Here is a 26,766-nt window from a genome sequence, read left to right as displayed (position 1 = left end):
ATAAAACAAGAGAGAATCGGTCTTCATGAAACTTTCTTTCAGATACATTATCATAGGCCTTGTGTTGTCGTTGAGCTTACATCTTCATGCCACGCAACGCTTCTTTAACCTCACTTACGAACAAGTGAGGATTGATTCTGTATTACCTCGTTTCACCTACCGCCTTCCTTTACAGGGAGATTATCGTGATTCTGTCTATCGTGTCAGCATCGTTTACCCCGAATTTGCAGCCATGCCACAACGTGATATCCTTCGATATCAACAACTTTCTCAGTCGACTTTGCCTGCAATGCCAGTCATTCAGCAGACGATTGTCATGAATCGACGCCATCCCGAATTGCTCGTTACCTTCTTTCCATTAGTTAATCGCAATGGGAAATATCAGTTTTTAGCCAGTTTTATGCTGAAAATTGAAGCCTCAGCAGTGGCGAAAGCCAAGATGTTTCAACGACAGATGGTGACGCGTTCTGGCCCTGCCGAGCGCTATACAAGGCAGTCGGTATTGGCCAATGGCCGTTGGGTGAAGATACGTGTACCATCATCTGGTGTTTACGAACTCAGCGAATCACTGATTCGGAAGGCAGGTTTTACGGATATAAACAAGGTGCATGTCTATGGCTATGGAGGCAATTTGCAAAATGAAAAGCTTGTGGAGGCCGACCTCATACAAGGAGATGACCTCCACGAAAGCCCTCAAACAATAGTGAATGGCAAACATCTTTTCTATGCACGAGGGCCTGTTTCATGGACAGATAAAGCCGCTTTACGGCGCACCCGCAATCCATATTCCGACTATGGATACTACTTTCTCACGCAGACGGAAGCCACTTCGTCGCCTGTTGACACAACAAACTTCTTGCAAACTTTCTATCCTTCACCCGATGATTACCATTCCCTTTATGAGCGAGATGGCTTTGCTTGGTTTCAAGGCGGACGCAATTTGTTTGATTCTGAGGCCATTATGGTGGGAAAAACAAAGGCATTGAAGCTCACAAAACCTCAAGTTTCAGGTGGTGGAAAGCTTTGTGTTGGAGTGAGCGCAGGGTCAAACAGTGAGGTGGAACTCTACATAGGAAGTCGTCTTTTGGGGCAACTCACCATACGATTGGGCGATTATGACAAGGGGAACTCACGCCGAGGAGCCTATCCTTTTGCGTCAGTTGATGAGCTTGACACACTGAAAATAAAGGTTGTTTCGGGTGGTCCCGTGCGGTTGGATGACGTTTCAATAACGTGGGATAACGCCCTTCCTGCACCATGGTTAGCAGCAAATAAGTTTGCCATTCCAGAGCTTGTAGGTGTTGTTCGCAATCAAAACAGACACGCAGATGACCAAGCTGACATGGTAATCATTGTGCCATCATCGGGAAAACTCACTGCAGAAGCAATGCGTTTGAAAGAATTTCATGAGAAGAATGATGGTCTTCGAGTTAATCTTGTGCCTGCAAATGAACTCTATAATGAGTTTTCAAGTGGTACGCCTGACGTCAATGCATATCGCCGTTACCTGAAGATGCTCTATGATCGGGCGTCATCTTCCAATGATATGCCACGCTATTTATTGCTCTTTGGGGATGGCATTTGGGACAATCGCCTATTGACCGACGCCACGAAAGGACTCAATCCAGATGATTATTTGTTGTGCTATGAGAGTGAGAACTCATTCAATGAAGTCGAATGTTACACTGATGATAACTTCTTTGGACTATTAGATGACGGCGAGGGAGCAGACCTTTTGACACACGACCTGCCTGATATTGCGGTGGGACGCATCCCCGTTTCTACCGCCGAAGAAGCCAAAGTGATGGTTGATAAAACGATAAATTATGCCGTGAACACTAACGCTGGAGCTTGGCAAAACACGCTAATGTTCATGGGAGATGACGGAAACGACAATGTATATATGGTTGATGCGAACGATGCCGCCGAGCAGATTGCGTCACAACTCCCAGGATATGTCGTCAAGAAAGTGATGTGGGATGCGTATAAACGAGAGACTTCTGCAACGGGAAATACCTATCCTGACGTGAGGAAAGCTATCATTCGACAACAAAATCAGGGTGCACTCGTGATGGATTATATAGGACATGGTTCTGAAATTCAAATCTCTCATGAAGGAGTTTTGAAGCTCAAGGACTTTGCATCTTTTACAAATCGCAACCTGCCGCTATGGATAACAGCCTCTTGTGACATAATGCCTTTCGATGGAATTGCCACAACTATCGGTGAGACGGCATTGCTTAATCCTCATGGAGGGGCTGTAGCTTGCTTTGGAACTACGCGTACTGTCTACACATATTACAACAAACCGATGAACATGGCCTATCTAAAGTATGTGATGGGAACGACAAATGGGCGTGCAAACACACTTGGAGAAGCCTCTCGTTTGGCGCAAGTGGAGATGATAACTACAGGTCAAGACCTCACATCTAATAAGCTTCAGTATGCTCTTCTCGGTGATCCTGCATTGCGATTAAACCAACCTAAACCCATGGTTACCATCGATTCAATCAATGGAATGGCTGTAAATGGAGCACAATTACCCGTCATAAAAGCTGGTGAAATCGTGCGAGTTGTGGGCCATGTCAACGTGGAAACACCTTACAATGGCATAGCAACGATGACGGTAAGAGACTCTCGTGAGCAAATCACTTGTAGGCGTAATGACCCTCAAGAGGCTGAAACGGCATTTCAATATTATGATCATCCGTCGACCATCTATGTGGGATCAGACAGTGTGAAGGCTGGAAAGTTCTGCTTTTCTTTTGCTGTTCCACGCGACATTAACTATACACAAGGCAATGGACTCATTAATATCTATGCCATAAACGATAGTCGTTCGCTTGCAGTTAACGGCTCGTGTGACCGCTTTTTGGTGGGAGGCACCTCGTCATTAGCAAGTGATTCCATTGGTCCTTCAGTCTTTTGTTATCTTAATTCGCCCTCGTTTGAGAATGGAGGAAGCGTGAACAGCACGCCCTATTTCGTCGCTCAACTTCGTGATAAGGATGGGATTAACGTCTCAGGAAGTAGTATTGGGCACAATCTTGAACTCATTATCGACGATGATATGAATAAAACCTATGTGCTGAATGACAACTTTCAATACGACTTTGGTAGCTATACAAGTGGTACAACCTATTATAATATACCCGAACTTGCACCAGGTAAGCACCGATTACAATTCAAAGCGTGGGATGTTTTGAATAATTCTTCGACCACATGGCTTGACTTTGAGGTCGTGAAGAACCTGACTCCAACGCTCTTTAGCGTAGCCGTTACAAAGAATCCAGCACAGACTGACACGCAGTTTATCATCAATCATGACCGTGTTGGCAGTCAGATGGATGTTGAAATTGAAGTCTTTGATACTGCAGGCCGATTGCTTTGGCGTCATAAAGAGCAAGGCGTTTCTATGTCAAATGCCTATACTGTTGACTGGAATCTATGTACTGACGGCGGAGGAAGACTGCAAACAGGCGTCTATCTCTATCGTGTGAAAGTGTCGAGTGACGGAAGTAAGCAAGCAAGTAAAGCACAGAAACTCGTTATTGTGAGCAATAATTAGGCATCACAAGCGTTAATTTAGCAGATAAAAAACAGAAAAAGACAAGATGAAGAAACTGACTTTTATTCTCCTACCGATACTGATGATATCACTTTCTGCATCAGCCCAGGTGGACAAGAAAGACATATTCAATCCCGTTTACACAGCGGTTACCTCACAAACTATTGCCCCTGATGCACGTGCAGCAGGCTTAAGTGATGTAGGAGTAGCTACAGATCCCGACGTAAACTCACAGTACTGGAATCCTGCTAAGTATCCTTTTACGATTAGTAGAGCAGGAGTTTCCATCAGTTATACACCCTGGTTACGTCAAATAGTCAATGATATGTACATGGCAAATCTTGTCGGATATTATCGTATTGGGGATTATAGTGCGGTGTCAACTTCACTCCGTTACTTCAACATGGGAGAGGTTCCATTGAGCAGTTCGGTAGGAAGCAGCAACGACATGACCATTAATCCTTATGAGATGTCATTCGATGCAGCCTACTCTTTGATGCTAAGTGAGAAGTTTTCTATTGCTGCTGGTGTGAGATGGATATACTCAGATCTCACTTACGACTATTCTTCTGAGACCACACCAGGTAGTGCTTTCGCCGCAGATATAGCCGCTTATTACCAAAACTACATTAATATTGGCCAACGAGAATGCCAACTTGGTGTCGGCTTAAACATCTCAAATATTGGTAGTAAGATTAACTTTGGGAGCGATGACAATAGTGAATTCATCCCAACGAATATGCGTTTGGGAGCTGCTTTGATGATTCCTGTCGACCAATTCAACCGCTTCACTATCGCTGTTGATGCCAATAAGTTGCTTGTTCCAACGCGCCCCATTCAAAAAGAGAACGAAACTGACGAGGACTATAATGTGCGTTTGCAGAAAGACTACTATGATATTTCGAGCATAGGAGGCATATTTAAGAGCTTCGGTGATGCCCCCGGAGGCTTTAAAGAAGAGCTACAAGAGGTGAGTTGGAGCCTTGGTGGCGAGTATGTTTATAACGATAAGTTTGCTATTCGGGCTGGATATCACCATGAAAGTGAAACAAAAGGCAACCGAAAATACTTCACTGTAGGAGCTGGTTTCAAGATGAGTGCATTCTCACTTGATGCTGGTTACGTTATCGCTACAGCCAAAAGTAACCCCCTTGATCAGACACTTCGCTTCACGCTTTCCTTTGATATGGATGGCTTAAAAGACCTTTTCAAGAAGTAGAAAGCTTGTAAGCATGATTTAATTCCACTTTAACATTGACAAAAAAATAATGATTCGAGTAGGTATGGGCTTTGATGTCCACAAGTTAGTTGAAGGCCGTGACCTTTGGTTGGGTGGCATAAAAATAGACCATTCCATGGGATTGTTGGGCCATAGTGACGCAGATGTGCTGCTACATGCAGTCAGTGATGCTCTCCTTGGGGCTGCAAACATGCGGGATATTGGCTTTCATTTCCCCGACACCAGCGACAAAACACTCGACATGGACAGTAAGATTATCTTGAAACGTGTCGTGGAATTGATTGGCGAAAAGGGCTATCGTGTGGGCAATATTGACGCAACTATCTGTGCCGAACGCCCCAAAATCAATCCTCATGTGCCTGCAATGAAAGCATGCATGGCCTCAGTTATGGGCATAGATGAAGACCAAATATCCATCAAAGCCACGACAACTGAGCGGCTCGGATTTACGGGAAGAGAAGAAGGAATGTCTGCATACGCCGTCTGTTTGATTGAAAAATAGGAGCTGCTTAGCCTGTTTTCTTGCTTTATTCGCCAATAAATAGTAATGCCATTCCACTGCACCAATGAGCAGAAGACAATGATTTGCCTGCATCAGAACCATAGTTTTATTCCACAATTACACACAAACCTTCAATAAATGAAAAGGATTTTTGGAATCTTTAAGATTAAAACCGAAGAGCGATGGCCAGCACTTGTCATGCTCGTTTATACATTGTTGCTCAATGGTTTGGTGATTCATAAATACTTTAATAAGTTTTCTGAGCTTGCAACCAACTATCATGAAGTGTTTGTCCGCACATTCCACATCTCGGGTTTCGATGCACTAAGCTATGAGGTTGTATCGAGTTGGGACACTGCTTACAATATTTATCGCCATCCGTTGCTGGCGTTCTTCATGTTCATTCCTAATCAAATCAATCAAGGTTTGATGCTACTCACGGGCTTAAACTGCACCCAATTTGTTATGGCGGCATTGCTTGTGTGCTGTGGTTTCTATAGTTTCATCTTCCTTTATCGCATTCTTCGCGAAGTCATAGCATTGCCAAGATTCGATAGCTTGCTGCTCTCGGCCTTATTCTTCAGTTTTGGTTATATCATGGTCACCATCAGTGTACCCGACCATTTTGCACTTTCCATGTTGCTGTTACTATTGACTCTCTATGTGGCAGGCAAGAAAATGAAGCGCAATCAGCCGTTTACAAAGTGGCAAACCATTGTATTTTTCATCCTCACGGCAGGCATTTCATTAAACAATGGCATAAAGGTTTTCCTTGCAAACTGGTTCACAAATGGTCGTCGTTTCTGGCGTCCAGCCAATCTGTTGCTGGCTATTCTCCTGCCATCGGCTGTCATTTGGGGCTTTGCCCGCATGGAATGGAACCACTATGAACGGCCTAATTTCGTGGTAAGACAACAGGCAAAAGCGGCTAAAGTGGAACGCGAGCACGCCCAACTTGCACGTGCTTTTCGCGACACTACACAGCTGAAAGACTCTATTGCGATTGAAAAGGGCATCAAACTACTCATTAAACAGAAGGCAAGAGAGAAGTATATAGCCGACCATAAGCAACCATGGAACATGCATACTGGCAAGCCTTTGGCCAAAGGGGAGTTCAGTCAATGGACTGATATCACTACACCGCGCGTGCCAAGTATTATAGAAAATCTCTTCGGTGAAACCATTCAGTTGCATCAAGACCATCTACTTCAGGACACATTACGCGCCCGTCCGCTCATTGTTCATTACAGATATGCCCTCAATTACATCGTTGAGGCGTTGGTTGTGCTGTTGTTTATAGGTGGAATATGGTTTGGACGGCGTGCCCGTTTGATGTGGCTCGCCCTGTCGTTTTGGGCTTTCGACATGGCCATTCATGTCGTTCTCGGCTTTGGTTTGAATGAAGTCTACATCATGGGAGCGCATTGGCTCAGTCCTGTTCCCGTCATCATGGCCTATGGTTTCAGCGCATTTCAACGTCGAAGAGCAGCCCTCTACACACTGCGTGCAATCACATTTGCCCTCTGTCTGTTCCTTTTCGCGTGGAATTTTGTGCTATATTCTAACTATTTATGGGGCTAAAATAATAACACTTCCCCACCTCTCATTATTTTTATTGCTATAAAGAATAATGTGATTTGCATGTCTCAATATCGTGAGTGTTATATGTTTCCACACCATATTTCACCAAATTATACTGAGGATTATATAGCACAACGCTGTAAACGTAGTATATTCTCTATACTATTCGCCATTAAATCATGTGTAAATTGACGTAAACCACGCTATGATATGAACATTGCAACGCCATCGGTGTTGCGCTTTCTAAGCGCAAACCGCCATAAATATCCTCGCTATAACCATGCCTTCATAGAAAAAGCTCAACACCTATGGCGTTGAATCTCCTTGCGAACGTTTACCCGGGGTAGGCTCGTTCCTCGCCAACCCCGGGCTATCAAAAACGCAACTCGTACCGAGTTGCGTGGTGAGAACATTTATATTGCGAAATTCATCCATTGGTATAATAGCGCAATACCAACGCAGTTGCGAGATGAAACAATTGTGAGTGTGACGTTGTTGATAATTAAAGGTGAAATAATGTAAGGCAAATTGTCGCATGAAATGACGGAGATTACGCGATAATATGCATCAAATCACCCAGTAAAATGATGCAAATCACATCGGGAAGTAGCTGAAAACGGCTGATGGTCTCTTTAATTTCTATGACTAACAAGGACTTAGCTCTTTAAAAAAATGAAATGGTGCATCATTTATAATGCACCATTCACAACAATGATTAGACTATATTTGTGTCGGAAATAAAGCCGAAACACGACATAAAATCTACTTAAACATGCCCCTTTTCAGGGAAGTTGAGGGAGGTTTTCCCCGTTAATTAGCCTCTTCCTCCCCTATTTTCTTCGGTCCACGCACCTTATCTTTCATCGTCAACCCCTGTTTAATTTCAATATGAATGCCGTCACTCATCCCCGTAACCACGCGCCGACGCTCGAAGGTTTGTTGCTCTCCACTGCCTTTTATGACATAAACATAGGTGTTGTTGCCCTCAAACTCGATTGCACTTTCAGGCACAGTAAGTACATGATTGGCTTGAGCGAGCACGATTTCTGCGTTGGCACTATAGCCCGAACGAAGCTGAGTGCGACCTAATCCCGTGATAGCGGCCTTGAGTTCAAACTGATTTGCGCCATTGTTTTCCACGGCTTTAGGAGATATATACTCTAATTTCGCCTGCAGTTTCTCGTTTTGTAACGCGCCGATTGTTATCTTCATAGCCATCCCAGTGACGAGACTTCCCACCTCGGTTTCATCGATATTACCTCGGAAAATCAAATCGTTCATGTTGGCAACTGTGGCAATTGTCGTACCATCATTAAACGTATTACTCAGGATTACGGTGTTACCGACCTTCACAGGGATATCTAAAATCAAGCCGCTTACGGTTGAACGAATCAACGTTGAACTTGTGTTTGCATTGCTCTTCGACACTCCATCGCGCACCACTTCAAGGTTATCGTTGGCTGAACGCACCTCTTCTTTGGCCTGACGCATGGTTTGTCTCACCTTATCATACTCGTCTGCACTGACCAATCCCTTATCAAACAAGACCTTTTCTCGCTGATAATCAATCATTGCTTGCTTGAGATTGACGTTTGCTAAGCGTACTCTTGACTCCGAAGAACTAAGTTGTTGCATGTCGGGTATAACCTTAATCTTGGCTATTATCTCACCCGCTTGCACGCTTTGTCCTGCTTCTTTGAGTATCTCTGTAATGATTCCACTGATCTGTGGCTTAACACTTACCTCGTTTCTTGGCTCAATCTTGCCCGTCACTACAGTCGTTTTCTTTAGATCCATGATTGTAGGAGTAAACTCTTCATAGGCAACTGACTGAGGACGCGACTTCATCCAAAGGAACACAAAGGTTCCAATGAAGACCAAAGCAATAAGGGCTGCAATAATAAACTTAATGTACTTTTTCATTTCTATAATGCATAATTCTTAATTCATAATCCATAATTAACTCTCACTTCTTACCTTTTTATCACATTCAAAGGTAGTCTTTACAATGGAAGTCAATAGTTTTATCAACGCAATACAATCGGAAAGCATACTTTCTGCTTGTGCTTTTGTGATATAATCAGAGTCACGTAATCGTTCCAATCATACTCTTTGAGACGATTATATTATCTTCTTTTGTCTTCATTTTCTGCCTACTTATGCTTCAATATTTTGTTAAACATAAAATTTTCTAATATTTCAAACCGAGCATTCTCCAATCAACAATATGCCAGGAAGCTTAATTATGCATTATGAATCATGCATCATGAATTAATCATCCGTCCCTCATTGCATCGACAGGCTTTATAGACATGGCCCTCGCTGCAGGCGCAAGACCGGCTAATATGCCTAAAATGCTTAGCAGAACTACGGCACCTACGGCTGTACAAAAGCCTATTTGGAAGTGTGAACTCACGATTCCATCCGTTGTGTTTGCAAGCTCGGCAAGTTGTAAAATGACTACAGCGAAGAGCAAACCACTCATCCCTGACACCGCCGTTAGTAGGATACTCTCACTTATTATCTGGCTTAATATGTTGCGAGGTGTCGCTCCAATAGCACGTCGAATGCCTATTTCGGTGGTACGTTCTCTTACCGTTACCATCATGATATTAGACACTCCGATAGCTCCTGCAAGTAAAGTTCCGATGCCAACAAGCCAGATTAAGAAGTTAACTCCACTGAAAAGGTTGTCTACCATGCTAAACATTGCCTCACTATTAAACATGGAAATAGCCTTCTCATCAGTAGGATCGACCCGGTGACTACGGGCAATAACGCCTCTGATTCGTGTCGTAAGACTGCTCATTTTGACGCCCGGCTTTCCTGTAACTGAAATCAAATGCACCGTATTTCCAAGGTTATAAGCTTGCTGTATGAGCGTAATGGGAATGACAATACTTTCATCTGTGCTCCCGCCTACAGTCATATTACCACTTGCATAGTCAACCCCTACCACACTATAATATATGGAATCGACACGCAAAAGCTGTCCACATGGGTCGCCACCTCCAGGGAAAAGCGACTTATATACATTCTTTCCGATGACACAAACCTTACGATGTTGCTGCATATCCATGTCATTTAAGAAGCGACCATAACGTAACTTTGGGGTCTCAACTCTGGCATATTCGGGCAAGACTCCTTTCACATAGCAACTTGTTTTCTTATCATTGAACACGGCATTATTACCTCCTAAGACAACCATTGGAGACACTACGTCTAACTCTGGCACTTGAGCTTTCAAACGATCTACGTCTTTATACTCCATAGACCATTGTCTTCCTTTGCGATAACCCGCATAAGGTTTCGTCGTGTTTTCAGCGAAAATAATAGCCGAATTGGTTGCAAAGCCTTCGAAGTTCTTAGAGAGTAACTCCTCAAGTCCTTTGCCTCCACCGAACAATCCCACAAGCATGAACACGCCCCAGAACACCCCAAAGCCAGTCAATATCGACCTACTTTTGTTGCGAGTTAAGGTATCTAAGATCTCCTTATAAGTGTCAATGTCTATTCTCATCCTACTAAAGGCCTCACTCTATCCCTCAAAAAGTGGGATATATTGAGTTTATTTGGCTCATTATTAATTTATATTCATATTCTCATTTGCTACAAACAATGTCTTATAAAGCCATGCTTCATCTGACAATTCCACCTTTGTTAGGGCAGGAAATGGCTCATTTATTCTGCCCTTAACGCCTCAATAGGCTTGATTGTAGCTGCTTTTCGTGCTGGAATCAGCCCTGCAAGAGTTCCTGCAATGACCATAACGAGTGTGGCTTCTATGCATACATCCAACCCAACGGTAGGGTTAATAAACATCCTTGCCTTAAAGATTCCCGCGTCAACCTGCGTATGTCCCAACGTCATATCCATGTACTCATTGGCTATTATGCCAAGAACCATCCCCACATATCCAAAGAAAGTCGTGATGATTACACTCTCAACTATGATAAGTTTCAATATAGACCACGGCTTAGCTCCTATGGCTTTGCGGATTCCAAACTCATGAGTTCGCTCCTTAACTGTAATGAGCATGATGTTGGAAACACCCACTATGCCACTCAACAACGTAAAGATGCCGACTATCCAAAGGGCAGTTCGTATAATGTCCATAGCCGTATTCATCTGCATATCCTGTGTAAACCTGTTCCAAAACCATACAGAATGTTCGTCATCCGGAGCCGCTTTATGATTCAAATTCAGGCTTGCACGATAGGCCTTTTCAAAGTCTTCGTTGTCTTTTTCGGTTTTCAAACCATGAAAAGTAAAATGCAATTCATCGGTCTTATCCCCTTTGTTATATATTGTTCTAAGCGTATTGAAGGCCGAATATGCCACATCATTGCGCCCCGTGTCATCCTTTTTATAGATTCCAACGACGCTAAAGCTGAACGAACCCACGTTGACATGTTGTCCAATGAGCTGCTGAATATCTTGTGAAGTGAGTTGACGCGCCTGCTCATCACTAATGACTAAGACCTTACGCGACTGCTGATTGTCTATCTGATTCACGAATCTTCCATACATCATTTCAATCTTATTGATTTGCATTTCGTTAGGAAACACGCCCGAAAGTGACGTGGTCAGATAGTTCTCTTTCAATGAAATTGTGACCGCTTGTTGCGTAACTTGCCCTCCAATCTCATCGACATGACGACTAAACAACGCCCCCGTGATGGCACTGTCTTTATCATTTAGCGTAATCTCACGCCCCTCTTTGAGTCCTTGATACTCTTTCGTTGTCTCACCACCAAACACTACCATCGAGTTGGTCATAAAGTGATCAGTGTTCTGTTGGTTGGCATTGATGATGCCGTTTCCTGCACCAAGGAGAACAATCAGCATGAAAATGCCCCACGCAACGGCAAAGCCCGTGAGCCCAGTACGCAGTTTATTGCGCCTCGCTGTAGACAATATTTCGGATAAAATATCTCTCATTCGTTCATGCTTTGTTTTATATTATTGCTTATGTTCTGTCTGTTATTATCTCAAAGTGCCTCATCTGCAGTTGCAATCTATGCCATTTCATTGCATTAAATGATGCAGATTGTGGTGCAATATGACGCTTTTCATGCCATGAAGTGCCCCACTTTACGACACCTTTTATAACCCTTTGAGTCTCAATCTGTTTCAGTTTATTTCATCACTCCATCGATTCCAAATGGTGACGCATGGTGATCGAAGTTGTCTTCTATCTTTCCTATGATGCCATCTTTAATGTGAACAATCTTATTTGTCTCGTTAGCTACACCACTTTCATGCGTCACTACAACAATCGTTTTGTGGTCTTCGGCATTGAGTTTCTTTAGTAATTGCATCACCTCTACAGACGTTTTACTATCCAAAGCCCCAGTAGGTTCGTCGGCAAGTATAATCTGTGGCTGTGTAATCAAAGCGCGGGCAATGGCTACTCTCTGCTTTTGTCCGCCCGACATCTCATTGGGATAGTGGTCGGCCCAAGGCAAAAGACCTAATCGATCAAGATATTCGAGTGCCTGTTGATGGCGTTTTCGCCGACTTACTCCTTGGTAAAACAGGGGCAATTCGACGTTTTCTACAGCCGTCTTAAAGCCAATCAGGTTGAAACTTTGAAAGATAAAGCCAATCATTTTGTTACGATATTCGGCAGCACGCGACTCAGAGAGGTTCTTGATGAGCTTGCCATCAAGGACATATTCGCCTGTATCATAGTTGTCAAGTATGCCGAGTATGTTCAAAAGTGTAGACTTTCCAGAGCCTGAAGCGCCCATAATTGAGACGAATTCTCCGGCTTCTATATCGAGGTTTATACCTTTAAGAACGTGTAAAGGCTGTGCCCCTTGATAGGTTTTATTTATATCTTTAAGATGAATCATATACAGTTTAGACGACGTTTTGTATGAAAAAGTTGCACAAAGGCTTTATTTTTCGCAGCAAGTTCCTATATTTTTGTTATCTTTAATGTATGGTCACAATAGTCAATTACAGCCGGACGATGCGTTATAAAGAGTATCGTCTTGTCGTGAGTAGACAGAATATTGTGGAGCAGTTGACGCTCAGTGTCAGGATCAAGCGCACTTGTGGCCTCATCAAAGAGCATCACTGAGCGATCGCGGAGTAGGCTTCGGGCGATTGCAATGCGTTGAGCTTGCCCCTCACTAAGGCCTCCTCCCTGTTCAGAACAAAGCGTATTGAGCCCTTCTGGCAGGTCTTTGACAAAATCAGCACAGCTTACATGTAGAACATGTAGCATCTCTTCGTCGGTAGCATCAAGCTTTCCAAGACGCAGATTCTCTCGAATTGTGCCGCTCATCAGCGTATTTCCTTGGGGCACATAAACGAAATTACACCGATGAAGCGGTGATAAGGTTTGATGGGTTGAGCCATGATAGATTTCAATTTGCCCACTTTGAGGCTGCACCAAGGCAAGAATCATGCGCACAAGCGTTGTCTTTCCGGCGCCCGTTTCACCGAGAATAGCCGTACAACTGCCCGGTTTGAAGTCAAAACTAAGGTTATCTATCACCTTATCTTTACCATCTTCGTAGGCATAACAAAGGTTGTTCAGCCGTATTCCGCATGGGGCTTTAATATAAATAGGTGCACCTTGTGCTTCAAGTGGGTCTTCTTCAAGTTCCATTAAGCGTTCAGCGGCTGTGAAAACACTAACAAATGCCGGTACGAGTTTTGTCAGGTTGCGTGCAGGTCCTTGTATCTTATTGACCAATTGCAGGAAAGCCGTCATACCACCAAAGCTCAATGTGTGGGCCGACATACGCAAAGCAGCCCACAAAAAGGCTACCAAATAGCCAAAAGCAAAGCCAAAATTGATGACAACATTACTGAAAACACTGAACTTTGTGCGCTTAACCACGCGATAACGGAGTTCACTCTGTATGTTCTCTAAACGCTCAACCATGGCTTCATTGCTTTCCAATGTCTTGATAAGCATGCGATGTTGTATCGTCTCTTGCATCACACTTTGCACCTTACTGTCGCTATCTCTGACCTCACGCGTTAGGTGTCGCATCCTGCCTACATAGATTTTACTCACTGCAAGGAATAGAGGAAAGATGGCAATCACTATGAGAGCGAGAACCTTATCCATTGAAAAGAGATAGAAGAATGCACCAAGGAACATTGCCAGAACAGACAAAGTGTTGGGTATAGTCTCTGTAAGAAAGGTGACAACTGTGCTGACATCGAACTCCAATCGATTGAGAATGTCAGCCGAATGATGATGATTGCGTCCTCGCCAGACCGATTTCAGCAAACGATCAAGGAGGCGTTGCTGCATGCGGTTTTGCGCTTTGATTCCTAAAATGTTGCGAACCCACGTACCGGCAATGGTTAATGCAAAGTCTGAAAGAATCAAAACAGCCATCCAACCCACAGCCCAATAGATATTGCCACTAACCGTTCGCGAGGCAACATCAATGGCGTGCTTGACTGCCCACACTTGACCGAGCCCAACACCCACTGATAACAATCCGATGGTTGCATTGAGAATAGCTTGCAATTGATTTCCTCTCCACGCGTTCCAAAGCCATTTCATCAACGTACGAGCGTCATATTTGAACGCAGGAATCCTGAGTAAAGTCTTTAAAGTCATTGTCTTGAGTCAGCGCCCCACATGAGTTTTCGGTGTAAAGTGGAGAAATATCGCTGGTTTTTAAGTTTAACAAGCTTGACCATATAATCCGCTTTACGAATCGTTAAGCGTGTACCTTCGGTCAGTTTCATGCTGCGTCCGTCGATGGCAACAAGGAAATTATGCGACCGAGAGCATACTTCGAGCTCGATAACACTGGTATCATTGATGACGATTGGACGGATATTAAGACTATGAGGGGCTACAGGTGTGATACAAAGACTACCACTTTGGGGCACGATAATGGGTCCGCCATTCGACAAACTATATGCCGTGCTGCCCGTAGGTGTGGCAATAATCAATCCATCGGCTTGGTAATTGACAAGAAATTCGCCATTAATATAGGCCTTTATGCTAATCATCGAGGCCGTGTCGCGCTTCAAAACAGCGATATCATTCAATGCAAACGGACAGCAATCAACGCATTCTCCGTCGGCTTCTAACTTGATTACGGTGTGGTTTTCTATCATATAATCCCGTCGAAGCACATGTTCGAGCACATCTTCTATTTCACTTGGCAACACATCTGCAAGGAAACCGAGCCGCCCTTTGTTGATACCTAAGATGGGAATCTCACGCTCTCCAACCATACAAGCGGCTTTAAGAAACGTGCCATCTCCACCCAGTGAGATGACTAAATCGACATTAGTTAGCTCATCAGGTTCTATCAATGACGAGACGGAATGACGGTCGAGAAAAGCTACAACACGTTCAACGAGGGGCTGAATCTCCTGTTGTTTAAACGCATTTACATAGATTGCAAATACCAATTGATTATCAATCATACTTTGTTTTTGCCGTTTCAACAATTCTTATTATATTTGCAAATGTAACGAAAAATATTAAAAGACTATGCCAAAAGTATATGAATTTTTAGCAAATGGATTCGAAGAGATTGAAGGTTTGGCTCCTGTTGACATCCTAAGAAGGGGTGGTGTGGACGTCAAGACCGTCAGTATTACAGGCGATTTGTTTGTAGAAACTTCGCATGGAGTAACAGTTAAGGCAGACATTAAATTCGAAGATGTGGCTGATTTCAATGATGCTGACCTTCTTTTACTGCCGGGTGGCATGCCGGGGAGTACGAATCTGAATGCTCACGAGGGTGTAAAGACTGCACTAAAGAAGCAGTTTGAAGCCGGGAAACGCGTCGGAGCAATCTGTGCTGCGCCTATGGTTTTGGCCTCATGTGGTATTCTTGATGGCAAGAAAGCAACGTGTAGTCCAGGTTTTGAGCGTTATTTCAACGCATCAACAACCTATACTGGCGAGCTCGTTCAAGTCGATGGAAACGTTACAACGGGTGAAGGTCCGGCAGCATCTCTACCATATTCCTATACACTTTTGAGTTATTTCATTGGCGAAGATGCCACAAAAGACCTCGAAAAGAAAATGCAATTTGCCCATCTGATGGGCCGATAAAGCTCATGAACTATATCATTATTGTGGCTGGAGGCAAGGGAATGCGCATGGGTTCTGAGCTTCCTAAGCAGTTTATTCCTATTGGAGGAAAGCCTGTTCTCATGCACACCATAACGCGGTTTCATACGTATGATGCTGCATTGCAAATCATTCTTGTACTCCCCGAGAGCCAACAGGCCTATTGGAAAGGCTTGTGTGAGACCCACAATTTTACGATTCCACACACCATTGTCAATGGAGGTGCCACACGATTTGAATCAGCTAAGAATGGACTTTCAGCCATTCCTGATGACGAAGAGGGCTTAGTGGGCATTCATGATGGCGTGCGTCCGTTTGTTTCTTCAAAGGTAATTGCAGCGTGTTTTGAAGCAGCTCACGAGGAATTTGCAGCCATTCCTGTTCTTCCAGTGACTGATAGTATCCGCTACATTGACGCACATGGTGGCGGAAAAAATGTGCAACGGGCTGACTATCGCATTGTACAGACACCACAAGTATTTGATATTTCCTTGCTGAAACGAGCTTATAGTCAACCTTATCAGCCTCATTTCACCGATGATGCATCCGTAGTTGAGGCCCTCGGATGCCATGTTTCTATGGTTGAAGGAAATAGAGAAAACATCAAACTTACTACCCCTTTTGACCTCAAAGTCGCTGAAATCCTCTTGCAATGACCAGCATTCTCGACCAAGATATCATGTATTTGCCGGGCGTAGGTCCTAAGCGTAAGGAGATATTGAGTAAGGAACTCAACATCCAAACATGGCGAGACTTGTTGGAATACTATCCATATAAATATGTGGATCGAAGCAAGATATACACTATTGACGAGCTAAATGGCTCGATACCCTTTGTACAAATCAAAGGAAAGATACTGAGTTTTGAAGAGTTTTCGAATGGAACAAGGAGGAAACGCATTGTCGCTCACTTCTCCGATGGGCACGGAGTAGTTGACTTAGTGTGGTTCCGTGGGACGCAATATATTTATAAAACCTACGCACTAAATACTGAATATATCGTCTTTGGCAAACCAACCGTCTTCGGAAGTCGCTATCAATTCGCGCATCCTGAAATCGAAAAGGCCGACGAACTCCAACTCAATGAGATGGGAATGCAGCCTTATTATTCCACAACGGAAAGGATGAAGACCAATGGAATCACAAGCCGCACCATAGAAAAGCTAACAAAGAATCTCATCAGTAGGCTTCCGAAAGACGCTATTTCAGAGACGCTTCCCGTGTTTATTCAGCGTCCTCTCCACCTCATTTCACGCGAAGCAGCCTTCAAAGGCATTCATTATCCTAAGTCATTAGATGAACTTCAGCACGCACAAGTAAGGTTAAAGTTTGAAGAACTCTTTTATGTTCAGCTCAATATCCTACGATATGCCAGCGACCATCGACGCAAATACCGAGGTTATGTGTTTCAAAGAGTGGGACAAATCTTTAATACTTTCTACCAAAACAACCTGCCGTTTGACCTCACAAACGCCCAAAAGCGCGTCATGCATGAGCTTCGTGACGACATGGCGAGCGGCAAACAAATGAATCGTTTGCTTCAAGGTGACGTGGGATCAGGCAAGACTCTCGTCGCTTTAATGACGATGTTGATAGCCATTGACAATGGATTTCAGGCGTGTATCATGGCACCTACTGAGATATTGGCAGAGCAACATCTCACTACAATCAAAGAGTTTCTGCAAGGAATGGACGTCCGTGTCGAACTGCTTACAGGCATTGTGAAAGGTAAGAAGCGGCAAGAAGTACTCGAAGCATTGGCAAATGGCGACATCAACATCCTCGTTGGAACTCACGCTGTCATAGAAGACACGGTGCAATTTGCCCGACTCGGGCTTGCCGTTGTTGACGAACAACATCGCTTTGGAGTAGCCCAACGCGCACGATTATGGGCAAAGAGCGAGAATCCTCCACACATTTTAGTGATGACAGCAACGCCAATTCCTCGCACGCTTGCAATGACAATATACGGCGATCTCGATGTAAGCATCATCGATGAGCTACCTCCTGGGCGCAAACCTATACAGACAATACACAAGTTTGACAATCAAATGACAAGCCTTTACAATGGCATTCGTCAGCAGATTCAACAGGGTCGGCAGGTTTATATCGTATTCCCTTTAATCAAAGAAAATGAGAAAAACGACCTCAAAGACCTTGAAAAGGGATATGAATCATTGCTCGAAATCTTCCCAGACTTCTCAATTAGCAAGGTACATGGCAAGATGAAACCCTCTGAAAAGGAGGAAGAGATGAGACGATTTGTTAGTGGTGAGACACAGATTCTCGTTGCAACAACGGTCATTGAGGTAGGCGTCAATGTGCCAAATGCCTCTGTAATGGTCATTCTTGACGCCCAACGATTTGGTCTTTCCCAACTCCATCAGTTGCGAGGACGCGTAGGTCGGGGTGCAAAACAATCCTATTGTATCCTCGTTACAAGTTATAAAATGAGCGAAGAAACACAAAAGCGCATCGACATTATGTGCGAAACAAACGATGGTTTCCGTATAGCTGAGGCCGATTTGAAGCTCCGTGGCCCGGGAGATCTTGAGGGAACGCAGCAAAGTGGAATCGCTTTTGACCTCAAAATCGCTGATATTGCACGCGATGGGCAGTTAGTTCAGCTCGCGCGTGATGAGGCACAGAAGATTATTGAGCATGATCCGACGTGCCAAAAGGTGGAATATCAGCTCTTATGGGAGCATCTAAAAGAGTTAAGAAAAACTAATATTAATTGGTCATCAATCTCTTGAAATCCCCTATATACAAACGAATTATGAGATAAAACGGCTTTTTTGATTGTGTTAAATTTGTAACAAAATACGTTAACAAGCATACAAACTGGTGATTTTTTGCATACCTTTGTAGCGCTTTTGACTACAATTGATGAACTTCTTTCATTCGTTGTTTGATAAATTTAGATTGCTTTTTTAGTTAATCTGAAGCTTATTCGGACCTAAAAACCATATTATGAGTTTAAGAAAAAGTATTGGAATATTTACGATAGGATTATTGTTTGCATTGGTATCTCTGCCAACTTCTGTGCAAGCGCAAGACCTTTTAGCACGTCAAGCCCCTGTAGATCGCAAGATGAAAGCCGTAGACACGCTCGTACTTCGTAGCATTGTTGAACGCGAACAGGAACAATCGCCCGCAGCAAGTCTTTATAACGACTGGGACAATCGTTATGCACATCGTCGTACAGAAATGCCCGATACTTTCAAAATAGACCTCCGTCATTTCAGCATGCCTACCAATAGTCGCGTCGTTACAAGTAACTTTGGTAGCCGATGGGGTCGTCAACACAAAGGATTAGACATCAAAGTATATATTGGAGACACTATCCGCGCCGCCTTTAGTGGCAAAGTTCGCATCGTAAGATACGAGGCAGGAGGCTACGGAAAGTATATCGTTATACGACATCCCAATGGACTTGAGACGATATATGGCCACCTTTCAGAACAACTTGTCACGGAAAATCAGGTTGTGCGTGCAGGCGAAATCATCGGTCTTGGAGGTAATACGGGGCGCAGTACTGGCTCACATCTCCACTTTGAAACACGTCTTTGTGGAGTCGCTTTGAATCCCGCCTTGATGTTTGACTTCCGTAATCAGGACGTAACGGGCGACTACTTTGTCTATAATGTCAATACATACGAAGAACTATCTGCCGAAGCTACCCGCCTAAGAGGTAAGATAGGAAATGGTGGTTACACTCGTGATCTCGTTCAAAATGGCGAACTTGGCACCTATAATAAAAAGCATTCGTCAGACAATGAAGATTTGCTCTATCACAAAGTTAAGTCAGGTGAGACCATCGCTTCTATCGCAAAACTGCGTGGTGTGACTGTAGAGAAGATTTGCAGTCTTAACCATCTGAGTGCAAACTCACGCGTTCGACCAGGCATGATCCTAAGATACTCATAATGAACAGCCCCAACAAATGGGGTTGAATCATTTTTATCACATCATGGAATAGTAGCGTTCATGTGCTATATAGCAATTTATAACGTTACTATTCCATTTCTTTTTCCCCATAAAAACCCACAGCGTTTCATTTGAAATGGCCAATCCTGTGTCATAAACATCATATTATTTCAGTGAAATTTGCCATTAATTTCGGCGTATATTGACGTTAATCATGTTATAAATAGAAGGTTTCAACGCCATAAATATTGCGGTTTCGATAGCCCAGGGTTGCCAAACGATAGTGCAGGCTACCCTGGGTTAGCATATGTTGTGGGTGGAACAATGCCATCAGTGCTACGCTTTCTAAGCGTAATCCGCCATGAATATCCTCGTTATAAGCCTACTTTCTCAAAAAAAGCTCAACACCTATGGCGTTGAATCCCCTTGTGGATGCCTACCCGGGGTAGGCTCGTTCCTCGCCAACCCTGGGCTATCAAAAGAACAACACCTACGGCGTTGCACCATAAGGGCATTTTTATTGCCAAATACATTCATGGAAATATTAACATAATTTCCACGGCGTTGCGTTGTTACAACATTCATAATGGCACATACATTCATGGGGATATTGGCATAAAATCTACGGCATTACATCGTTGTAACATTCATAATGCAAAATACATCCATGGGGATATTGGCATAATAACCACGGCGTTGCATTGTTGTAACATTCATAATGCAAAATACATCCATGGGGATATTGGCATAATAACCACGGCGTTGCATTGTTGTAACATTCATAATGCAAAATACATCCATGGGGATATTGGCATAAAATCTACGGCGTTGCGTCGTTATAACATTCATAATGCAAAATACATCCATGGGAATATTGACATAAATTCCACGGCGTTGCATCGTTACAACATTCATAATGGAAAACACATTCATAGGTAAACCATTATAAAACAAATGGTATTGATGACGAATGCCTTCTTGATCTGTGGATAATTGCTATGGTGTGATTATTCATTCTTACGGATTCCACTCCTTCAATGACAACAAACGGCGTAACAAACTGATAATAAATATGTTGCAATTAGATGCAGATTACAAAGTGAAATGAGGCAAATCGTGATGTAAAACAATAGAGATTACACGATAATATGACGCATTTCACCCAGCCAAACAGAGGTAACCATGCTTACTATGGCTATAAACGAACGCTTTTGCTCATCGTGATAAAGGAAGCTTTTCCTACAAAACATTCTAAAACTACACAAAAAACACATTTCATTCTCTATATAATAGAATGAAAAACGTTTAGAAATCGTGATACAAAACTTACAAATTTGCAAGCCAATCACCAGCGCTGCAAAGGTAAGAAGGATTGTAAATGCGATGTCTCTACAAGCCTTTTATATCCCTATCCTCCCCACGTTGGAGAGGAATGAGGGATGTTTTTTAAGCCGAAATAAATAAACTATTATTCGTTTTTATATCTTATGAAATATCGTTTACAGCCGAATTAAATTGCCGAATGGCAGTCGAGACCAAACACATCGGCCACCGCCTTATAGGTAATGCAGCCATTTACGATGTTAACTCCCTTGAGAAGCGCTTCGTCTTCACGGCAAGCCTGCTGCCAACCCTTATCAGCCAAGGCTATAGCATAACGCAAAGTAGCGTTTGTTAAGGCCGAAGTTGAGGTGTTGGGAACCGCTCCTGGGATGTTCGCCACACAATAATGTATGATGCCATCCACGTCATATACCGGCTCAGAATGAGATGTTGGATGAGATGTTTCGAAGCATCCGCCCTGGTCGATAGCCACATCTGCAAGCACAGTTCCAGGCTTCATGAGTTTCAACATGTCACGAGTGATGAGCTTAGGTGCCTTATCTCCGGGCACAAGAACAGCGCCAATGACAAGATCTGTGACGGGAAGTTGCTGACGAATGTTATAAGATGTCGAATAAAGTGTATGCACATTGGCAGGCAAATCAATACCCAACCGGCGCAAACGGGGCAGACAAACATCGGCAATAGTAACCTCAGCACCGAGTCCTGCAGCCATTCTTGCGGCAGCTTCTCCCACAGTTCCACCGCCAAGGACAAGCACTCGAGCCGGCAAAACCCCAGGAACGCCACAGATAAGTTTACCATTTCCGCCCTTCGTGGTTTGCAGATAATGTGCCCCATTGAGTACAGCCATGCGACCAGCAACCTCACTCATCGGTACAAGTAAAGGCAAAGAGCCATCAGAAAGCTGCACCGTTTCGTAAGCAATACACACAGCTTTGCTCTTCATCATAGCCTCGGTGAGTGCTCGATCACAGGAAAAATGGAAGTAAGTGAATACCACTTGGTTCTCGCGCACAAGTGAATATTCAGATGGGATAGGCTCTTTCACCTTCAAAATCATGTCTGCCTCGGCATAAACTGCAGCGATATCAGGAAGGATTTTAGCGCCAACCGCCTCATAGTCAGCATCAGAGAAGCCACTATTTTCCCCTGCACTGCGTTGCACATAGACTTCATGTCCGTGCTTAGAAAGTTCACTTACACCCGTAGGAGTCATGCCTACACGGTTCTCATTGTTCTTAATCTCGCGTGGAATTCCAATCTTCATAGCCGTATTCCTTTCGTTATTAAAGTTAATAGTAATAGAGTTTTGCAACAAATATAACGATAATTCTAATTGGTTGTTACGCAAAAAGGAAATTTAACAGATAGAAACAACGACACAAAAAAAGCTCGGACATGAAATGATTTCATATCCGAGCTACCACTATTGCTATTCTTTTATCTTATTCTTTCTTCTCTTCGATAGCCTGACGGATTTGTCCTTCAAGCTCATCGCAAAGCTCTGGATTATCTCGAAGCAAGTTCTTTGTGGCGTCACGGCCTTGTGCAAGCTTCGAACTATTATAGCTAAACCAGCTTCCACTCTTTTGAATTATGCCATATTCAACGCCAAGATCGAGGATTTCTCCAACCTTACTGATTCCTTCTCCGAATAGAATCTCAAACTCAACCTTGCGGAATGGAGGTGCAACTTTATTCTTTACGACCTTCACTCTCACTTGATTTCCTATGATGTTATCACCGTCTTTAAGACTTGTAACGCGTCGAATGTCGAGACGAACACTACTATAAAACTTAAGTGCATTGCCGCCCGTTGTGGTCTCAGGACTACCAAACATCACGCCAATCTTCTCGCGAAGTTGATTAATAAAGATACAACATGTGTTGGTTTTACTTATCGTTGACGTTAGCTTTCGTAAGGCTTGACTCATCAAACGCGCTTGAAGTCCGACGACATTATCACCCATGTCGCCCTCAATCTCTTTCTTTGGAGTCAGCGCAGCGACTGAATCGACAACGAGAATATCAATTGCACTCGAGCGAATTAGCTCATCGGCAATCTGTAACGCCTGTTCCCCATTGTCGGGTTGGCTTATCCAAAGGTTGTCAACATCAACCCCAAGTTTCTCTGCATAGAAGCGATCAAAGGCGTGTTCTGCATCAATGAAGGCTGCAATGCCGCCCATTTTTTGCGCTTCTGCGATTGCATGTAGCGCCAAAGTAGTCTTTCCTGATGACTCAGGTCCATATATTTCGATGATACGACCACGTGGATATCCGCCCACACCGAGTGCCACATTGAGTCCTATACTGCCTGAAGGGATGACGTCAACATTTTCAATTTGTTCGTCGCCCATACGCATAATAGAACCTTTTCCAAAGTCTTTTTCTATCTTAGACATTGCTGCCTGCAAAGCCTTTAGCTTCTCACTTTGCTGGTTAGCCTCTGTTTCTTTTGCCATATTTGTTAGGATTTATATCATTAAATGAGACAAGCTGTCCCGTATATAGATTAGAGTTCTAAGTCACCATCAAACACTTCATGCCATGGAAGCCCTTGTTTGTTGAGCTCATCCATAAATGGATCGGGGTTGAAGTCCTCTACATTCCACACTCCCGGGCGTTTCCAAATACCCTTTAGGAACATCATTGAGCCAATCATTGCAGGCACTCCAGTCGTATAACTGACTCCCTGCATGCCGGTTTCTCTATATGCTTCCTGATGTTTACAGTTGTTATAAACATAATAAGTGCGTTCCTTTCCATCCTTAAGTCCGCGGATTCGGCAACCAATAGAAGTCTCTCCATCATAGTTTTCGCCTAAATCTTGGGGATTAGGTAGCACAGCTTTGAGGAATTGTAAAGGCACTATTTTCACCTTTGCGGTCTTCGTTGGGTCATCAACCAATGGAGCTTCTACCTCAACTTCATCTATTCGAGCCATTCCTATGTTCTGAATCACGTCGAGATAATTAAGATATTGCTGTCCGAAAGTCATCCAAAAGCGAGCTTGTTTTATGGTCGGATAGTTCTTAACTAAAGACTCAAGTTCTTCATGATGCATAAGATAACTGTCGCGAGGACCTATGTTTGGGTACGTAATATCTTGGTGAACAGCTAATGGTTCGGTTTCAATCCACTCGCCATCTTTATAGTAAAGGCCCTTCTGTGTAATCTCTCTGATGTTGATTTCTGGGTTAAAATTCGTCGCGAAAGCTTTGTGGTGGTTTCCTGCATTGCAATCAACAATGTCGAGATATTGTATCTCATCGAAGTAATGTTTAGCCGCATAAGCCGTAAATATGCCTGAAACACCAGGGTCAAATCCACAACCCAAGATTGCTGTTAGCCCTGCTTGCTCAAACTTTTCCTTATAAGCCCACTGCCAAGAGTACTCAAAATGTGCCTCATCCTTAGGCTCATAGTTTGCTGTATCAAGATAGTTGCAGCCACAAGCCAAGCATGCTTCCATGATGGTTAGGTCCTGATAGGGCAATGCAAGGTTTACAACCAGCTCGGGTTTATAGTCATTGAACAGCACTTTTAGTTGTTCAACATCATCTGCATCGACTTCAGCGGTCTTGATATCCAACTTATATCCTTTCGCATGTATTGCCTGAACGAGTCGATCACACTTAGCTTTGTGGTGACTGGCAATCATCAATTCAGAGAAGATTTCACTGTTCTGTGCCATCTTAAAGGCTGCAACGGTGGCTACACCGCCAGCACCTATCATCAAAATTCTACTCATATCTCTTTATTTTATTTCTTCAGCTTTGATGCCTAATGCGTTCATCAACGAATAGCCTAATATCTCTTGACGGAAGTTTCCGCCTTCCATGGGCTGCATAGCAAATAGCGTTATGCGCTTATTATCATCGTCTACACGTTGCAAAAGATGACGAATGCGGTCATAAGCATTACCATGTTCGCTGTCGGGAACTAACATTATGCGATGCACTTCCTTATGATCAAGGAGTGTGTGGAGCACGTTTTCAAAATATTCTTCCTTACTGATAGCATCGCCTAATGCCACAGAAGTTATCGTAAATTCGCCCAAATAGTCATCTGAAAAAGCACGTGCATGGAGGTCATGTTCATAGTTTGACGGTTTGAAATTATCCATTTCTTTATGCTTTTCATCATGAACAAGTACCACATGAACATCATTCTTCCCTGCACGCACACCGCCATCGAGCGCCATACAGACAGCCCACTGACTCAAATCTGCCTTCGGTAGCGGCCTACCTATCATGCGTTCAAAGTTCACAATGAGGTCAAATACGACCGAATCTAAGTAATCTGCATCAGCAACGACTATATTCTCGCTCATTCTAATGCTGTTCTCTGGCTGTGAATTCATGCTACAAAGATAATGTTTTAATTTCAAATTATCGTGGCTAATAATGTTTTTTTTCTTAACTTTGCAGTGCTTATACAGAATTAAATATTTATAATAAAATGACAACTTTAACTGTTCTTATTATCGTGGTATTTGTAGTTGGCTACATGTTTATTGCCCTTGAAAGTATCACGAAAGTCAACAAGGCTGCTATCGCACTGCTGATGTTCGTGGCATGCTGGACACTTTTCATGGTTAATCCTGGCATTTATCTCCCCGGATTGACTGGTAATGCGCTTACAAATGCTGTGAATGCCGCCATTGAACACCATTTAGGAAGCACCTCAACAACGTTGTTTTTCCTCATGGGGGCAATGACAATTGTTGAGATTGTCGACCAAAATGGGGGATTCAATTGGGTACAAACCCGCATGAGTACTAAGAGTAAGCGTTCTCTTTTGTGGAAGATTGCCTTCATGACTTTCTTTCTTTCGGCCATACTTGATAACTTAACATCGACCATTGTGATGATTATGATTCTGCGAAAGCTTGTTCATGACCATAAAGATCGACTCATATATGCGTCTTTAGTCATTATCGCTGCCAACTCAGGAGGTGCATTTTCGCCCATCGGAGACATCACAACTATCATGTTATGGAATAAGGGTGTGATCACGGCTTTAGGCGTAATCAGCGAGATTTTCATTCCATCTGTCATCTCACTCCTTATCCCTATGCTGATACTTCAACGGCAACTCAAAGGTGAACTCAAGCAAGAAAGCTCACAACCTTACGACATTCGAGATGGTGAAGTGCATGAATTTACGAGTTCAGAACGCAAGATTATCTTCATCATTGGCGTGGGAGGACTGATGTTTGTACCAGTATTCAAGTCGATAACTCACCTGCCCCCATTCGTTGGAATCCTTCTTGTGCTTGGTGTTTTATGGACAGTTACCGAGGTATTCTACCGCAAACTGCACCGCCATCAGAAAGAAATGACATTCCAAAAGCGTGTTTCCAATCTACTGAGTCGCATTGATATGAGCACCATTTTGTTCTTCCTTGGCATCCTGATGGCCGTGGCTTGTCTCGAAGAAATTGGTGTACTCACTTCTATGGGAGGTGCACTTAACACTATATTTAATAAGAATCATTATCTTGTTACGGGTATTATTGGT

22 protein-coding genes are annotated in these 26,766 nt (G+C 43.4%); 9 read left to right on the top strand and 13 right to left on the bottom strand.

Annotated elements, in window-relative coordinates:
- Positions 1 to 25: 25 nt before the first annotated feature.
- The 4 genes from porU to HMPREF9420_RS09035 all read left to right on the top strand — a co-directional run bounded on the left by porU (position 26) and on the right by HMPREF9420_RS09035 (position 6,891).
- Complete coding sequence (gene porU / locus HMPREF9420_RS09050) at positions 26 to 3,568, top strand: type IX secretion system sortase PorU (protein WP_007135329.1); 3,543 nt, start codon at positions 26 to 28, stop codon at positions 3,566 to 3,568.
- Between the two features lie 46 nt (positions 3,569 to 3,614).
- Complete coding sequence (porV, locus tag HMPREF9420_RS09045) at positions 3,615 to 4,787, top strand: type IX secretion system outer membrane channel protein PorV (RefSeq protein WP_007135328.1); 1,173 nt, start codon at positions 3,615 to 3,617, stop codon at positions 4,785 to 4,787.
- A 49-nt stretch (positions 4,788 to 4,836) separates the two neighbouring features.
- Complete coding sequence (gene ispF, locus HMPREF9420_RS09040; RefSeq protein ID WP_007135327.1) at positions 4,837 to 5,310, top strand: 2-C-methyl-D-erythritol 2,4-cyclodiphosphate synthase; 474 nt, start codon at positions 4,837 to 4,839, stop codon at positions 5,308 to 5,310.
- Positions 5,311 to 5,448: 138 nt separating this feature from the next.
- Complete coding sequence (locus tag HMPREF9420_RS09035) at positions 5,449 to 6,891, top strand: DUF6080 domain-containing protein (protein WP_007135326.1); 1,443 nt, start codon at positions 5,449 to 5,451, stop codon at positions 6,889 to 6,891.
- 306 nt (positions 6,892 to 7,197) lie between these two features.
- Here HMPREF9420_RS09035 and HMPREF9420_RS14885 read toward each other — a convergent pair whose 3' ends face one another.
- From HMPREF9420_RS14885 to HMPREF9420_RS09005, 7 genes are all read right to left on the bottom strand, one after another.
- Entirely contained in the window at positions 7,198 to 7,326 is a 129-nt protein-coding gene (locus HMPREF9420_RS14885) for a hypothetical protein (RefSeq protein WP_081457465.1), read from the bottom strand.
- 375 nt (positions 7,327 to 7,701) lie between these two features.
- The gene (locus HMPREF9420_RS09030; protein WP_007135324.1) at positions 7,702 to 8,814 is read right to left on the bottom strand and encodes an efflux RND transporter periplasmic adaptor subunit; all 1,113 of its coding nucleotides are present in this window, start codon (positions 8,812 to 8,814) and stop codon (positions 7,702 to 7,704) included.
- A 352-nt stretch (positions 8,815 to 9,166) separates the two neighbouring features.
- On the bottom strand, positions 9,167 to 10,411 hold the full coding sequence (locus tag HMPREF9420_RS09025) for an ABC transporter permease (protein WP_007135322.1): 1,245 nt from the start codon (positions 10,409 to 10,411) through the stop codon (positions 9,167 to 9,169).
- A gap of 161 nt (positions 10,412 to 10,572) precedes the next feature.
- Positions 10,573 to 11,832: an ABC transporter permease gene (locus HMPREF9420_RS09020; RefSeq protein WP_007135320.1), complete on the bottom strand. Its 1,260-nt coding sequence runs from the start codon at positions 11,830 to 11,832 to the stop codon at positions 10,573 to 10,575.
- Positions 11,833 to 12,029: 197 nt separating this feature from the next.
- The gene (locus HMPREF9420_RS09015; RefSeq protein WP_007135319.1) at positions 12,030 to 12,749 is read right to left on the bottom strand and encodes an ABC transporter ATP-binding protein; all 720 of its coding nucleotides are present in this window, start codon (positions 12,747 to 12,749) and stop codon (positions 12,030 to 12,032) included.
- A gap of 65 nt (positions 12,750 to 12,814) precedes the next feature.
- The gene (locus tag HMPREF9420_RS09010; protein ID WP_007135318.1) at positions 12,815 to 14,485 is read right to left on the bottom strand and encodes an ABC transporter ATP-binding protein; all 1,671 of its coding nucleotides are present in this window, start codon (positions 14,483 to 14,485) and stop codon (positions 12,815 to 12,817) included.
- Positions 14,482 to 15,309, bottom strand: a complete 828-nt coding sequence (locus tag HMPREF9420_RS09005; RefSeq protein WP_007135317.1) for an NAD kinase — start codon at positions 15,307 to 15,309, stop codon at positions 14,482 to 14,484. Before HMPREF9420_RS09005 ends, HMPREF9420_RS09010 begins: the two co-directional genes overlap by 4 nt.
- Before the next feature lie 67 nt (positions 15,310 to 15,376).
- On the opposite strand from HMPREF9420_RS09005, the gene HMPREF9420_RS09000 reads away from it, so the two are divergent.
- From HMPREF9420_RS09000 to HMPREF9420_RS08985, 4 genes are all read left to right on the top strand, one after another.
- Positions 15,377 to 15,946, top strand: a complete 570-nt coding sequence (locus HMPREF9420_RS09000) for a DJ-1 family glyoxalase III (protein ID WP_007135316.1) — start codon at positions 15,377 to 15,379, stop codon at positions 15,944 to 15,946.
- A 5-nt stretch (positions 15,947 to 15,951) separates the two neighbouring features.
- Positions 15,952 to 16,620, top strand: a complete 669-nt coding sequence (locus HMPREF9420_RS08995) for a 2-C-methyl-D-erythritol 4-phosphate cytidylyltransferase (protein ID WP_007135315.1) — start codon at positions 15,952 to 15,954, stop codon at positions 16,618 to 16,620.
- A complete protein-coding gene (gene recG / locus HMPREF9420_RS08990) occupies positions 16,617 to 18,719 on the top strand; it encodes an ATP-dependent DNA helicase RecG (protein WP_007135314.1) in 2,103 nt (700 codons plus the stop codon). Before HMPREF9420_RS08995 ends, recG begins: the two co-directional genes overlap by 4 nt.
- 217 nt (positions 18,720 to 18,936) lie before the next feature.
- Positions 18,937 to 19,893 (top strand): M23 family metallopeptidase, encoded by a 957-nt coding sequence (locus tag HMPREF9420_RS08985; RefSeq protein WP_007135313.1) that lies wholly within the window; start codon positions 18,937 to 18,939, stop codon positions 19,891 to 19,893.
- Positions 19,894 to 20,301: 408 nt separating this feature from the next.
- Here HMPREF9420_RS08985 and HMPREF9420_RS14260 read toward each other — a convergent pair whose 3' ends face one another.
- From HMPREF9420_RS14260 to HMPREF9420_RS08960, 6 genes are all read right to left on the bottom strand, one after another.
- Entirely contained in the window at positions 20,302 to 20,478 is a 177-nt protein-coding gene (locus HMPREF9420_RS14260) for a hypothetical protein (protein ID WP_081457464.1), read from the bottom strand.
- Between the two features lie 45 nt (positions 20,479 to 20,523).
- On the bottom strand, positions 20,524 to 20,826 hold the full coding sequence (locus HMPREF9420_RS13965; protein WP_007135312.1) for a hypothetical protein: 303 nt from the start codon (positions 20,824 to 20,826) through the stop codon (positions 20,524 to 20,526).
- A 577-nt stretch (positions 20,827 to 21,403) separates the two neighbouring features.
- Entirely contained in the window at positions 21,404 to 22,507 is a 1,104-nt protein-coding gene (ald, locus tag HMPREF9420_RS08975; RefSeq protein ID WP_007135309.1) for an alanine dehydrogenase, read from the bottom strand.
- Between the two features lie 178 nt (positions 22,508 to 22,685).
- Complete coding sequence (gene recA, locus HMPREF9420_RS08970) at positions 22,686 to 23,705, bottom strand: recombinase RecA (RefSeq protein ID WP_007135308.1); 1,020 nt, start codon at positions 23,703 to 23,705, stop codon at positions 22,686 to 22,688.
- 50 nt (positions 23,706 to 23,755) lie between these two features.
- Positions 23,756 to 24,994 carry a saccharopine dehydrogenase family protein gene (locus HMPREF9420_RS08965; protein WP_044078895.1) on the bottom strand — a complete coding sequence of 413 codons (1,239 nt, stop codon included), beginning with the start codon at positions 24,992 to 24,994 and terminating at the stop codon, positions 23,756 to 23,758.
- A 6-nt stretch (positions 24,995 to 25,000) separates the two neighbouring features.
- Positions 25,001 to 25,606: a DUF6621 family protein gene (locus tag HMPREF9420_RS08960; protein WP_007135306.1), complete on the bottom strand. Its 606-nt coding sequence runs from the start codon at positions 25,604 to 25,606 to the stop codon at positions 25,001 to 25,003.
- Between the two features lie 98 nt (positions 25,607 to 25,704).
- Between HMPREF9420_RS08960 and nhaD the strand changes: the two genes are divergently transcribed.
- The coding region (gene nhaD, locus HMPREF9420_RS08955; protein ID WP_007135305.1) for a sodium:proton antiporter NhaD at positions 25,705 to 26,766 on the top strand (1,062 nt) is incomplete at its 3' end.

The sequence above is a fragment of the Segatella salivae DSM 15606 genome (assembly GCF_000185845.1).
Lineage (GTDB): Bacteria > Bacteroidota > Bacteroidia > Bacteroidales > Bacteroidaceae > Prevotella > Prevotella salivae.
Note: the sequence above shows the minus strand (reverse complement) of the source record. Positions and strands in the feature narration are given on the sequence as shown.